This window comes from Kribbella swartbergensis (assembly GCF_054784135.1).
The window spans coordinates 157319-169271 of sequence record NZ_BAAGPM010000008.1; the positions used below are offsets into that span (position 1 = coordinate 157319).

The 11953-nt window shown below is 69.8% G+C and carries 14 protein-coding genes; 5 read left to right on the forward strand and 9 right to left on the reverse strand.

The window, feature by feature from the left end:
* Positions 1-13 precede the first annotated feature (13 nt).
* From ACYVOK_RS04405 to ACYVOK_RS04420, 4 genes are all read left to right on the forward strand, one after another.
* Positions 14-697, forward strand: a complete 684-nt coding sequence (locus ACYVOK_RS04405) for an ABC transporter ATP-binding protein (RefSeq protein ID WP_460660921.1) — start codon at positions 14-16, stop codon at positions 695-697.
* Positions 697-2022 (forward strand): FtsX-like permease family protein, encoded by a 1326-nt coding sequence (locus ACYVOK_RS04410; protein ID WP_460660922.1) that lies wholly within the window; start codon positions 697-699, stop codon positions 2020-2022. Before ACYVOK_RS04405 ends, ACYVOK_RS04410 begins: the two co-directional genes overlap by 1 nt.
* The gene (locus tag ACYVOK_RS04415) at positions 2022-2642 is read left to right on the forward strand and encodes a CDP-alcohol phosphatidyltransferase family protein (protein WP_460660923.1); all 621 of its coding nucleotides are present in this window, start codon (positions 2022-2024) and stop codon (positions 2640-2642) included. The genes ACYVOK_RS04410 and ACYVOK_RS04415 overlap by 1 nt, the downstream gene beginning before the upstream one ends.
* Before the next feature lie 73 nt (positions 2643-2715).
* Positions 2716-3240, forward strand: coding sequence for a hypothetical protein (locus ACYVOK_RS04420; protein ID WP_460660924.1), 525 nt, complete (start codon positions 2716-2718; stop codon positions 3238-3240).
* Between the two features lie 246 nt (positions 3241-3486).
* On the opposite strand, the gene ACYVOK_RS04425 is transcribed toward ACYVOK_RS04420, so the two are convergent.
* Together ACYVOK_RS04425 and ACYVOK_RS04430 are read right to left on the reverse strand one after the other, a co-directional pair.
* Positions 3487-4353, reverse strand: a complete 867-nt coding sequence (locus ACYVOK_RS04425; protein WP_460660925.1) for a phosphoribosylaminoimidazolesuccinocarboxamide synthase — start codon at positions 4351-4353, stop codon at positions 3487-3489.
* 31 nt (positions 4354-4384) lie between these two features.
* On the reverse strand, positions 4385-5464 hold the full coding sequence (locus ACYVOK_RS04430; RefSeq protein WP_460660926.1) for an FAD-dependent monooxygenase: 1080 nt from the start codon (positions 5462-5464) through the stop codon (positions 4385-4387).
* A 53-nt stretch (positions 5465-5517) separates the two neighbouring features.
* Here ACYVOK_RS04430 and ACYVOK_RS04435 point away from each other — a divergent pair, with 53 nt between their 5' ends.
* Positions 5518-6096, forward strand: a complete 579-nt coding sequence (locus ACYVOK_RS04435; RefSeq protein ID WP_460660927.1) for a TetR/AcrR family transcriptional regulator — start codon at positions 5518-5520, stop codon at positions 6094-6096.
* Here the strand turns inward: ACYVOK_RS04435 and ACYVOK_RS04440 are convergent.
* The 7 genes from ACYVOK_RS04440 to ACYVOK_RS04470 all read right to left on the reverse strand — a co-directional run bounded on the left by ACYVOK_RS04440 (position 6093) and on the right by ACYVOK_RS04470 (position 11947).
* Positions 6093-6515 carry a hypothetical protein gene (locus tag ACYVOK_RS04440; protein WP_460660928.1) on the reverse strand — a complete coding sequence of 141 codons (423 nt, stop codon included), beginning with the start codon at positions 6513-6515 and terminating at the stop codon, positions 6093-6095. The genes ACYVOK_RS04435 and ACYVOK_RS04440 overlap by 4 nt on opposite strands.
* 78 nt (positions 6516-6593) lie before the next feature.
* A complete protein-coding gene (locus ACYVOK_RS04445) occupies positions 6594-6905 on the reverse strand; it encodes a hypothetical protein (protein ID WP_460660929.1) in 312 nt (103 codons plus the stop codon).
* A gap of 20 nt (positions 6906-6925) precedes the next feature.
* Entirely contained in the window at positions 6926-8908 is a 1983-nt protein-coding gene (locus ACYVOK_RS04450; protein WP_460660930.1) for an ArnT family glycosyltransferase, read from the reverse strand.
* A 1-nt stretch (position 8909) separates the two neighbouring features.
* Positions 8910-10142 carry a bifunctional glycosyltransferase family 2/GtrA family protein gene (locus tag ACYVOK_RS04455; RefSeq protein WP_460660931.1) on the reverse strand — a complete coding sequence of 411 codons (1233 nt, stop codon included), beginning with the start codon at positions 10140-10142 and terminating at the stop codon, positions 8910-8912.
* A gap of 69 nt (positions 10143-10211) precedes the next feature.
* Positions 10212-10604: a hypothetical protein gene (locus tag ACYVOK_RS04460; RefSeq protein ID WP_460660932.1), complete on the reverse strand. Its 393-nt coding sequence runs from the start codon at positions 10602-10604 to the stop codon at positions 10212-10214.
* A complete protein-coding gene (locus ACYVOK_RS04465) occupies positions 10601-10957 on the reverse strand; it encodes a hypothetical protein (RefSeq protein ID WP_460660933.1) in 357 nt (118 codons plus the stop codon). Before ACYVOK_RS04465 ends, ACYVOK_RS04460 begins: the two co-directional genes overlap by 4 nt.
* 3 nt (positions 10958-10960) lie before the next feature.
* The gene (locus ACYVOK_RS04470; RefSeq protein WP_460660934.1) at positions 10961-11947 is read right to left on the reverse strand and encodes an LLM class flavin-dependent oxidoreductase; all 987 of its coding nucleotides are present in this window, start codon (positions 11945-11947) and stop codon (positions 10961-10963) included.
* Positions 11948-11953 lie beyond the last annotated feature (6 nt).

Consider the following 11953-nt stretch of genomic DNA (forward strand, 5'->3'; position numbering starts at 1 on the left):
CCCGGGAGGCCTCATGAGCGGATCACAGCCCGCGCTCAACTTGAGCGGCGTCGAGTATTCCTACCGGCGAAACGCGGCACTCCGCGGCGTGACGCTCCAGGTGAAGCCGGGCGAGGTGGTCGCGATCACCGGCGCCAGCGGCTGCGGCAAGTCCACGCTGCTGCACTGTGCGGCCGGCATCCTCACTCCGGACGCCGGCACGGTCCGGGTGGCCGGTCAGGACCTCGCCGCTCTGCCGGAGGACCAGCGCGCCCGACTACGTCGTACCAAGGTCGGCATCGTGCTGCAGTTCGGTCAGCTCGTGCCGGACCTCCCACTGGTCGACAACGTGGCGTTGCCGCTGTTGCTCGACGGCCATGAGCGAGCGCAGGCCCACGAGACCGCGCTGGACTGGCTCGAGCAGGTCGGGGTCGCCGACGAGGCCGACGCCGTACCGGCTGAGCTCTCCGGCGGTCAAACGCAGCGCGCAGCCGTCGCCCGTGCTCTGATCACCGGGCCGTCCGTCGTACTGGCTGATGAGCCAACGGGCAGCCTGGACAGCCGTGCCGGGCAGGAGCTGCTGGAGGTGTTGCTGAAGGCATCGCGCGACCGGGGTGCGGCTCTGGTGATGGTGACGCACGACAACCTCGTCGCAGCCTCTGCCGATCGGGAGATCAGGCTGCGCGACGGGGAGATCCAGCACGAGGTCGCGCTCTGATGACACTCGAGACACTGGTCCAACTGGCCCGCTCCCGCACCCCCGCCGACCGCAACCGAGTCCAACTAGCCACCGCAGCCCTCGGCCTCAGCGGAGCCCTGCTGCTCGCCGCACTCCGAATAGCACGGCTGGGCGACGCTGAACTGTCGAAGGCCGTCTACAGCAACTACGTCGCCGAGAGCGGACTCCGCTCCGGTCTCGTCGCGATCCTGATCATCCTTGCGGTGCTCACCGGCGGCCTCGCCGTCCAGGCCTTGAGGCTGGGTACGGCGGCTCGCGAACGGCGACTGGCCGCACTGCGACTGGCCGGAGCCTCCCGCAAGCAGGTTCGGCAGTTGTCCGTGACAGACGCCGCCCTGGTGGGGTTGGCCGGCGGACTGGTCGCGGGACCGCTCTACCTCGTCCTCAGCCTGCTGTTCGGCCTCCTGCCACGGATGGCCCAGGTCCTTCCCGGTGCGGAGCCGCTGGACCTGGTCACCTGGATTCCGGTGGTCGCGATGACGACAGCGGCCGGAGCGCTGATCGGCAGCCTGCTGCACCGCGACCAACTCCTGCCGAGTGGGGACCGGCCGGAGCCGGTGCGGACCGGCATCATCGCCGGGCCGGTGATGATCCTCCTCGGCTTGTTCACGGTTCGCTGGATCGGGTACGTCGCGTCGACCGTGTTCGTGATCGGGCTGGCGCTGTTCTTCGTCAGCCTCGCACCACTGTGGATCCAGGCCGTCGGCCGCCGGTTCAAGCGCTCCGGCGACCCGGCCAGCCTGTTGACCGGTGTCCACCTCGTCACCGACGCGCGCCCCGCCGGCCGGATGGCGACCCTGCTCGCGTGTTGCGCGTTCCTGATCGGCTCACTGGCCAGCGGGACGATCGGCGTGATCACCGCCGGCGAGGACCTGGCCGAACAGCCGGCCTTCTACGTGACCGGCTTCGCGCTCGGCTCGGTCGGCGTACTGCTGGTCGTGCTGACCGGCCTCGCCGCCCTCGTCGTCGGCGTGGCCGACCAGTTGGTGGACCAACGCCGGCAGCTCGCCTGCCTCACCGCACTGGGTGTGGACGCGCGGTTCCTGCGTCGAGTGATCCGCAGACAACTGACCGCGGTCGCCGCACCGGCCCTCGCGGGCGGACTGCTCCTCGGCACGCTCCTGGGCGTCGGCCGGCTAGTTGGTGGGGCTGCTGATCCGTTTCGGGTCAGCACGTTGATCACCGCTGCCGGACTGACCGCCGCCGGCTGGCTGCTCGGCCTGCTCGGCGGCATCGTGGCCGGCTTCCTGCTCCGCAACCAACTCCACGACGCACTCGACCCCGAAAACCTGAGGGCAGCCTAATGAGTTCGATCCCGCTGGCGGTTCGGCCGGCGCTTTTGCTGGGTGTTCCGAATCGCATCACGCTGGTTCGGACCGTTGTCGCGATGGTGATCGCCGCGGTTGCGTTCCGCACCGGCGCGTTGAGCTGGCTGGTGATCGGGTACGCCGCCTACTGGGTCGGCGACATGGCCGACGGAGCCGTCGCCCGCTACCGCAACGAGGAGTCGGTGGCCGGTGCGGTCTTCGACATCGTCTGCGACCGGGCCTGCTCGTTCCTGCTGGCGGCCGCGTTCATGGCGACGTTCCCGGCGACGATCGGGCCGCTGGCGATCTTCCTGGTCCAGTTCGGCGTACTGGACACGATGCTCTCGCTGGCCTTCCTGCTCTGGCCGGGCACGCTCAGCCCCAACTACTTCTACAAGGTGGACCGGCCCATCTGGCTCTGGAACTGGTCCAAGCCCGCCAAGGCCGTCAACACGGCGGCTGTGGTGATCTCACTCATCATCGCCCACCACACCGGTGCTCACTGGCTTCCGTACGCCGTTGCGATCGCGGCGCTGGTCGTGAAGGTCGCCTCGACCTACCGCCTGCTGACGATCCTGCGGGGCCGTCGGCCCGCCGTACCCGCCCCGACGGGCTGAGAGGTGCTGTCAAGGGTGGCAGGGGGTCGGTCGGGTGGGACCCTGGCTCGGCCCGGAAGTGGAGGTGGGTGGCGTGGCGAGCTTGCTGGTGGCGCATAGCCTCGGGGTCATGTGGCTGTGGCAGTTGGCGCTGGCGGTGGGCTTCGGGATCGGGTCCGCCGTCGTACCGGTGATGAACGCCGAGGCTTATGTCCTCGGCGTCGGCGTCTCCGGGGCGCTGGATCCGGTGGTGGCGGCGATCGGGGTGTCGGTCGGGCAGACCATCGGCAAGGTGACGATGTTTCTCGCCGTTCGGTACCGGCCGGGGTACGCCGCGCGCAAGTCCAAGGAACCGAAGGCGGTCGACCTCGACACCCGGTGGGGCCGGTTCGTGCAGTGGAACCGCGGCGTCAGCAAACGCCTCCTGGACGCGATGAGCGACCGCCGCTGGGGCGTCCCGGTCACCCTGCTGAGCGCGTCGGTCGGCATCCCACCCCTGTACGGCGTGGCACTCATCGGCGGCGCCTCCCGGATGGGCGTCCTCACCTTCACCCTCTCCGTCCTCACCGGCCGAGCCGCCCGCTTCATCCTCCTCGCCCTAGGCGTCGGCCTCTTCTAACCGGCCCCCGCTCGATTCGCCCTGTCCCCCCCACCCCCGCCCATCTCAGCGGCCAACCCTTCAGTTGGCGGGTTGCCCCCTCAAAATCCGGGGGAACAACCCACAACGCCGGGTGCTGACCCCTCAAACACCACGCGGCCAACTACGGCCGGCCAGCCCCACCCCACCGCCGCCGAAGGCGGCTGCGTTTCAGCCGGTGAACTTGCGGCCCGTCAGCCCCACCCCGCCGCCGAAGGCGGCTGCTTTTCAGGCTTTGAACTTGCGGCCGGTTAGTTGTTCGTAGGCGTTGATGTAGGCGGCGCGGGTGCGTTCGACCACCTCGTCGGACAGCGGGGGCGGGGCCTCGCCGGAGCTGCGGTCCCAGCCGGACTCGAACTGCAGCCAGTCCCGGATGATCTGCTTGTCCAGCGACGGCTGCGGTTTCCCCGGCGCCCACTCGCCGGCCGGCCAGAACCGGCTCGAGTCCGGCGTCAGCACCTCGTCGGCCAGCACGATCGTCCCGTCCGCCCGCGCCCCGAACTCGAACTTCGTGTCGGCCAGGATGATCCCGCGCTCCTTCGCCATCCCGTGCGCCCGCGTGTAGATGTCCAGCGTCGTGTCCCGCAGCGCGGCCGCGGTCTCCGCGCCGACGGTCGCCACCACGGCGTCGTACGAGACGTTCTCGTCGTGCTCACCGAGCTCGGCCTTCGTCGCCGGCGTGAAGATCGGCTCGTCCAGCTGCGACCCCTCGACAAGGCCGGGCTTCAGCGGGATCCCGCAGACGCTCCCGGTCGCGTTGTAGTCGAGCAGCCCCGAGCCGCTCAGGTACCCGCGAGCGACACACTCGACGGGGAACATCGCCAGCTTCTCGCAGATCACCGCGCGCCCGGCGACCTCGGCCGGTACGTCGGTGGACACGATGTGGTTCGGTACGTCGAGTACCTCGAACCACCACAGGCTCATCGCGGTGAGCACCTTGCCCTTGTCCGGGATCGGTGTCTCCAGGACCCAGTCGAACGCACTCTGCCGATCACTGGCGACCATCAGCAGGTCGCCGGACTCCAGCTCGTACAGGTCCCGGACCTTGCCGGAGTGGATGTGCTTCGCACCGGGGATCTCAGCGGGGGTGGTCACGCCGCGATTCTTCCACCCGCCGCCGAGGCGCCTACTTCCGGCTCCGCAGCGACACGAGCTTGCCGCCTACGGTGAACAGTCCGTCCCGGACCGCACACACCACCGGGTTCTCCACCTGACCGACCCGCCCGATCCCGCGTGAGCGCTTGATCAGCTTGGTGGTCGCGGGCCGCCGTTCCGCGTCGTACGCCGCCAACGCCGTACTCAACGGACCAGGAGTGGCCAGGTGCCGGGCGAGGGCACCGGCGTCCTCGACGGCCGAGCAGGCACCCTGGCCCATGTTCGGCGTCATCGCGTGCGCGGCGTCGCCGAGCAGCACCACCCGGCCGTGCACGAACGGGACCAGGGGCAGCGTCAGGTCGTGGATGTCGTTCTGCAGTACGGCGTCCGGCGGCGTACCGGCGAGGATCGCCGGGATCGGCTCGTGCCAGCCGCCGAAGGCCTTGCTCACGGTGCCGTGATCGCCGCCCTGCCCGGCGGGCTGGTTGGCGGTCGCGTACCAGTAGATCCGCCCGTCGATCAGCCGCGCGAACCCGAACCGTTGCCCGCGGCCCCAGGTCTCGCCGCCCCCGTCGTCAATCGGTACGTCGGCAACACCACGGTACGCCGTGTAGCCGGAGTACCGCGGACCCTTGTACGCCGGGTAGAGCGCTTGCCGGATCACACTGCGGATTCCGTCGGCGGCGACCACCAGCTCCGCGCGCAGGTCGTCGTTGATGGTCACGCCGGTCTCGTCCTGAGCGACCTTCGTGACGGTGTAATCGGTCCGCACCGTGACGCCGGCGCCGAACTGGTCGGTGATGAGGTCGTGCAGTTGCGCCCGGTGGATCATCACCGGCAGGTCGAGCCCCAACTCCGCCGCCTGCACCACCCAGCGGCCGTCCGGCTTCCGCATCCCGGCCGGCCTCGACGGCACGGACGCCTTCTCGACGCCCTTCACCCCGAGCTCCTCCAGTACGGCGACAGCCGCCGGCCAGACGGAGATCCCGGCGCCCACCTCACCCAGCTCCGGCGCCCGTTCCAGCACCGAGACCTGCCATCCGCACCGCTGGAGTGCGACGGCCGCCGTGACCCCGCCGATGCCCGCTCCCACCACGATCGCCGTACCCATGATCTCGACTCTACATCTGTAGAGTTCGGCTGGGAAGTGCGAGACTGACCGCCGTGACGAAGCAGGTGCCGCTCGGGGCGGATCGCCGGGACGCCATCGCCGACGCCGCGATCCAGCTGGTCGCGACCCGTGGCCTGCGCGGGCTCACCCACCGCGCGGTCGACGCCGAGGCCGGGCTGCCGCCGGGCTCGACGTCGTACTACCTGCGCACCCGGAGCGCCCTGCTCACCGCCTGCGTGAACCGGATGCTCGCCCGCGACCTGAGCGCGGCGCCGCCGATCGACCCGGGGACGTCACCGCTGGAGTTGCTGATCCAGATGGGGATCAGCCTGGCGCGCGACCGGCCACACGACCTGATCGCCCGGTACGAGCTGTCACTGGAGGCGAGCCGCCAGCCGGAGCTGCGGGCCGCGATCGACGAGGGCGGGCGGCAGCTGCGGGCCGTCCTGGCTCAGCTGCTGGACGGACTCGGCGTACCGGATCCGGAGCAGGCGGCCTGGCCGGCGGCCGCGATGATGGACGGGCTGATGTACGACCGGGTCGCCGGTGCCGGGGCAACGCTGTCGGAGGAGGAGTTCGAGGCCGGGGTACGGCGTTCGATCACCGCGCTCCTGGACGGGTTGGCCCGCTAGAACCGGTCGGTCACGACGACGAACGTGAAGTAGCTGACGCCGACGACCATGCCGACGTGGCCGAGCAGCGACAGGCCGGCGCCGGAGCCCCAGGCGTCGCCCTTCTTGTCGTCGGAGTGTTTGGCGTGGCTCGGCAGCCAACGGGCCAGCAGCAACAATCCGACGATTGCCAGCAGCCACCACCCGGCCAGCACGACGAACGCGATCTCGCGGCCACCGGTGACGAGGGCAACGATCCAGCCGATCAGCGTGATCACACCGATCGTGGTGTGCGCTCGTACCAGGGCAGCGGAATACCCGAACACACCACTGGACCGGCCGATGCCCTGCGCCACGGCGTCGCCCAGCCGGACGCGCGTCAGCAGTACGACGACCGCGCCCAAGGCGGTCAGGAACCAGGTGACGTTCGACCATTCCACTCCCCGATCCTTACCCCACCAACCCCGACCCCGAACCGTCCCCGCGTGTCGCCACTGACAGTCACCGCCCCAGCACCGTCACCCAGGGGTGCCCTGGCCTGGGCCGTTCTGGTTGGTGGTGCCTTGGCCCGGGACCCGACCCTGCTGACCCTGCTGGCCCTGCTGGCCTTGTTGGCCTTGTTGGCCGGGGAACTGGGGGCCGGGACCGCCGAACTGGTTCTGTTGGGTGTCGAAGCCGTCCCATGCGTGACCGACCGCCGCCCCGCCGAGGAACGCCAGCACCGCCAGCGCCGACCCGCTCCCGGCGAGCGCAAGATTGCTCGGCCGCCTGTCACTCTTCGCACTCGATTCCCCAGCCTCAGGCATCGGGGGGTTGGTGTCCTGCGTCATGTCTGTACTCCGTTTCTCGATCAGCTCGTGAGGTCGTAGACGGTGGTGTTGCCGACGGTCCGGGCCTGGAAGTTCTCCGCGACCCAGGTGGCGATCTCGTTCGAGGTCCCGCCGCGGCCGCCGAACCCGCCACCGCCGACGAAGTAGTGAATCTTGCCCTGGGCAACCAGCTTCTGGAACTCGGCCAGGCTGGGCGCCGGATCGGTGCCGTTGAACCCGCCGATCGCCATGATCGCCTCGCCGGACGCGATCTGCAGCGGCGCGGCGCCGTTCGCGGTGATCGCCGCCGCCGCCCACGTGTAGCCGTTGGCACCGTTCCGCAGCAGCGCGATCAGCTCATTCGACACTCCGCTGGTTCCACCGCCGCCGAGGAACCCGCCGACGCCACCGTTCCCCATGCCGCGGCCTGCGGTCGTGCCGTTGCCCCTCGTAGCGGCACCGTCCCCGCCGGGGGGCCTAGCTATCCGCCCCATGCCGCCGCCGGGTACGCCGCCCGCTCCGCCGCCGGTCGAGGGACCCGCCGAGGGGAGTGCTCCGGCGTGTGCCGTGCTGATCGTGTTCACCGAGTACGCCGTCGGACCGGCCAGCGCGCTCACCGCGAGCAGTACGCCGGCGAACACACCGGCCCGACGTGCCGTCGTACGGCTCAGCTTCAGGTCCGGCAGGATCATCACCAGCCCAGCTCCGAGTACGCCGGTCAGCAGCACCACCCACCGCAGCCACGGATGCCACGACGGCGTCTCGTTCAGCAGCGCGAAGCCCCACCCGCCCGTCAGCAACGCGCCACCGGCGAGAGTTGCTCGTGGCAACCATTCGGACCGGCGCCGCCAGAGCACCGACATCGCGGCGCCGATCAGCGCACCGATCGCCGGCGCCAGCGCGATCATGTAGTAGCTGTGGATGATGCCCCGCATGTAGCTGAAGGTGAGCCCGGTGACGACCAGCCAGCCGCCCCATAGAACGGCGAACGCCCGCGTCCTGTCCGTCCGCGGCGCCTTGCCGGCGGCAACAACCAGCACGAGCGTCGCGAGCAACGCGGCCGGCAGCAACCAGGCGATCTGCGAGGCGAACTCACCGCCGAACAGCCGCTGCAGTCCGGTCGCGCCGCCCCATCCGGCGCCGCCCGCACCGCCGCCGACCGACCCGGTCTCGTTGCCGTTCAACCGGCCGAGTCCGTTGTAGCCGAGGGTCAACTCGAGGATGCTGTTGTTCTGCGAACCACCGATGTACGGCCGTGCGGAGGCCGGCATCAGCTGCACGATCGCGATCCACCAGCCGGCGCTGACGATCAGCGAGACCAGCGCCAGCACGCTGTGCACGATCCGCCTCCCGACCGCCGGCTTTCCGGCGACCAGGTACGCCAGCCCGAACGCCGGCAGGATCAGGAACGCCTGCAGCATCTTGGTCAGGAACCCGAAACCGACGAGGGCGCCGGCCAGGATCATCCAGCGGGCCGCGTGCCTGTCGGAGTCGATCGCCCGGGTCACCGCCCACGCGCCGGCGCAGAGCAGCAGGACCAGCAACGCGTCCGGGTTGTTGAACCGGAACATCAGGACCGCGACCGGCGTGAGCGCGAGGATCGCGCCGGCCAGCAGGGCGGCGTTCGCGGAGAACCACCGGCGTACCGAGACGTACACGAAGCCGACACTGGCGACACCCATCAGCGCCTCCGGCACCAGCATGCTCCAGGTGTTGAAGCCGAAGATCCGGCCGGACAGTCCCATCACCCACAGCGCGGCCGGGGTCTTGTCGACGGTGATGAAGCTCGATGCGTCGAGAGAGCCGAAGAACCAGGCCTTCCAACTCGTCGACCCGGCCTGCACCGCGGCCGCGTAGTACTCGTTGGCATAGCCGTTCTTGGACAGCCCCCACAGGTACGCGACCGCGGTCAGGATCAGCAGGCCGCCGTACAGGACCTTGTCCCGGCCTATGGAGTACGCCGTGGTGAGTAGGCGTGGCCCGGGTCGGGACCTCGCCTCGACGGGATCGGAGAGGGTGGTCATGTCAGTTGCTCCGGGTCTGGTCGAGAACCGCAGGGGGTTCGAAAGCGGGCAAGGTGGGCGCGTCGTCGTCGAAGACCCACGCCTGGAAGAGGCTGAACCGGACCACCGTCGCGGCCAGGTTCGCGAGCGTGAGGACCGTGATCTCGACGGCCTGATGCGGCGCGGCCACCGCGGTGTGCAGCAACCACAACGACGACGCGGTCAGGCTCCAGCCGATGCCGAAGGTGACGAGGCCGCGCAGTTGATGCCGCCGGCGGTTCTCGATGCCGCGGACGCCGAAGGTGATCCGCCGGTTGAGCGCCGTGTTACCGATGGCCGTGACCAGTAACGCGAGTATGTTGGCCACTTGGGCCGGCATGCCCTGCCGCAGTACGAGATAGAGCAGTGCGTACGCCGCTGTGCTCAGCACCCCGACCGCGCAGAACCGCAGTACCCGCGCGGCCAACGCCGTCCGAGGATCCAGGACCCGGGGCCGCCCGAACGCCCGGCGCACCGGCTCGAGATCGACCTGACCGCGGCCCAGCGTCCGCATCAGCCGGGCGATCCCGCGCAGGTCCTCGCCGACGGTCCTGGCGATCGCGACCCGCGAGTCCAGGTCGTCGATCCAGTCCACCGGCACCTCATGGATCCGCAGCCCGGCCTTCTCGGCCAGCACCAGCAACTCGGTGTCGAAGAACCAGCCGGTGTCCTCGACCAACGGCAGCAACCGGTGCGCCACGTCGGCGCGGATCGCCTTGAACCCGCACTGGGCGTCGGAGAAGTGCACGCTCAAGGTTGCTCGTAGCAACAGGTTGTACGACCGCGAGATGAACTCCCGCTTCGGCCGTCGTACCACCCGCGACCCGTTCGACAACCGGGTGCCGATGGCGACGTCGCTGTGACCGGCGAACAGCGGTGCCACCAGCGGCAGCAGCGCGTTCAGGTTGGTGGACAGGTCGACGTCCAGGTAGGCGAGCACCTCGGCGGTGCTCTCGGACCAGACCTTCTTCAGCGCCCGGCCACGACCCGACTGCTCCAGCCGGACGATCCGCACGCCGGGCAGCTCGAGAGCCAGCAGCGCGCCGATCTCGTACGTCGCGTCGGTGCTTCCGTTGTCCGCGATGCAGACCTCGGCCGGGAACGGGAAGGCGGTGTCCAGGAACTCACGCAGCCGCCTGATGTTCGGACCGAGGTCGTGTTCCTCGTTCTTGACGGGTACGACGATCTCGACCCGAGGATGACCTGGAATCTGCATGTCACCGATGCTGTCCGGTGAACCTGAGCCGTCCCCTGCGCCCGGCTGGCAGTTTCCTGGGAGTCTCGATCAGCTGGTACGACGCAACCAGAGCAGGCCGAGAATCGGCAACACCAGCGGGACGAAGCCGTACCCCTGGCCGAAGTGCGACCACACGGTGGCGTCCGGAAAGTCCTCCGGTACGGCGTAACTGAACGCCCCGATCCCGATCACGCCGATCAGCTCGACCAGGATCGCGACGGTGGCGACCCGGCGGGACAGTTTTGTTGCCTTGGCCAACGCGAGGGTCGCGGCACAGTAGATGACGGCGGCAACGGCCGAGAGCACGTACGCGACCGGCGCCTCGTCGAACTTGGTCGCGATCTGCACTCCGGCCCGCGCGGTCGCGGCCAGCGCGAACACGCCGTACACAAGGATCAGGACCCGACCGGGCCCGTGCCGGGTCTCGACCGGATCGGTCATGCCGCCCAGATCTCGTACATGCGCAACTCGAGCACCGGGATCACCAGGCACGCGACGGCGAGCGCCCCGGCGCCCCACCGGCTGCTCTCCGCGAGCGCCCACAACGCACCCAGCGGCAGCACGATCAGCGCCCCGATCAGGTACCCGACGAAGAACGGACCGGAGACGTCCCGGTCGGTGCCGGTCAACTGGACGATGCCCACGACGAGCTGGGCCAGCAGTCCGACCTCGATGACGCCGAGGATCGCCAGTAGGGTCCAGTTGATCCGCTTGTCGCGCGCGGCCAGCACGATGGCGAACACCATCGCGGCCAACGAGAGGGCGACCAACGCCCAGGTGAGCGGTTCGAACACGGACTAGAGGATGTCATCCACCCCGCGCTCGGCAACGTCCGGGGCCAGCCTCGGCAAGACGTCCGACGCGAACCGCCCGATCTGCTCGGTCAGCCGCTCGGGCGGGAACAACCACAGCCCGACCGACGCCGCACCGGCGTCGAACAAGGCCTGCAGCCGCGCAGCGACCTGCGCCGGACTGCCCGCGGCCGCGAACTCGTCGACCCAGTGATCGGGCACCTCCAGGGGACCGCCGCGCTCCAACGCCGCCTTCACCTCGTCGGCGTACCGCGACCGGGTGACCAACGCCGACCGCGCCTCGGCCTGCAGGAAGAAGCCCACCGCATCGCGCACCGCGTCCCGCGCGACCTGAGGATCGTCGTCCACAGCAGCCAGCACGTACGCCGTCACCGGCACGTCACCGGTCCGAGCCGTCGCCCACCGGACGTAGCTCGGGCCGGCCAGCACCGACAACAACACCCCGTCGGCGATCTGGCCACCGAGCCGGAGCGCACGTTCGTTCACCGCGCCGAGCCAGATCTCCGGCACTGCCTCCGGCGGGTGGTCGAGCTTGATCTGCTGGAACTCGTGCGCCGCCGTCCGGCCGTCGACCACCTTCCCTGCGAGCAAGTCCCGCAGTACGGCGACAGTCTCGCGCACCACCGTCAACGGTTTGTCCGGCATCAACCCCATCTGCCGCAACCACTGCTCGTTGCCGAGGCCCACGGTCGCTCGCAGCCGGCCTGGATGCATCCGGGCCAGCCCGGCCAACTCCATCGCGAGCACCGCCGGATGCCTGGTCACGACGCTCACGAGTCCGAGCCCGGCCGTCACCTGATCGGTCGACGCCAGCAACTGCGCCGTACCGGACAGTCCGCCGCTGAAGAAGCAGTCCTCCGAGAACCACTGATTCACGAACCCGGCGTCCTCCGCCGCCTTCGCAGCCCGAGCCAGCTCCTCCGCCGGCGTCAGGCTCCCGAACACCACCCCGACCCGCTGCTGCCAACCCACTGGACC

Coding starts and splice junctions, on each gene's coding strand:
- ACYVOK_RS04450 (WP_460660930.1), bottom strand. CDS start 8,908: ATGACCACCCTCTCCGATCCCGTCGAGGCGAGGTCCCGACCCGGGCCA.
- ACYVOK_RS04455 (WP_460660931.1), bottom strand. CDS start 10,142: ATGCAGATTCCAGGTCATCCTCGGGTCGAGATCGTCGTACCCGTCAAG.
- ACYVOK_RS04405 (WP_460660921.1), top strand. CDS start 14: ATGAGCGGATCACAGCCCGCGCTCAACTTGAGCGGCGTCGAGTATTCC.
- ACYVOK_RS04445 (WP_460660929.1), bottom strand. CDS start 6,905: ATGACGCAGGACACCAACCCCCCGATGCCTGAGGCTGGGGAATCGAGT.
- ACYVOK_RS04460 (WP_460660932.1), bottom strand. CDS start 10,604: ATGACCGATCCGGTCGAGACCCGGCACGGGCCCGGTCGGGTCCTGATC.
- ACYVOK_RS04415 (WP_460660923.1), top strand. CDS start 2,022: ATGAGTTCGATCCCGCTGGCGGTTCGGCCGGCGCTTTTGCTGGGTGTT.
- ACYVOK_RS04430 (WP_460660926.1), bottom strand. CDS start 5,464: ATGGGTACGGCGATCGTGGTGGGAGCGGGCATCGGCGGGGTCACGGCG.
- ACYVOK_RS04410 (WP_460660922.1), top strand. CDS start 697: ATGACACTCGAGACACTGGTCCAACTGGCCCGCTCCCGCACCCCCGCC.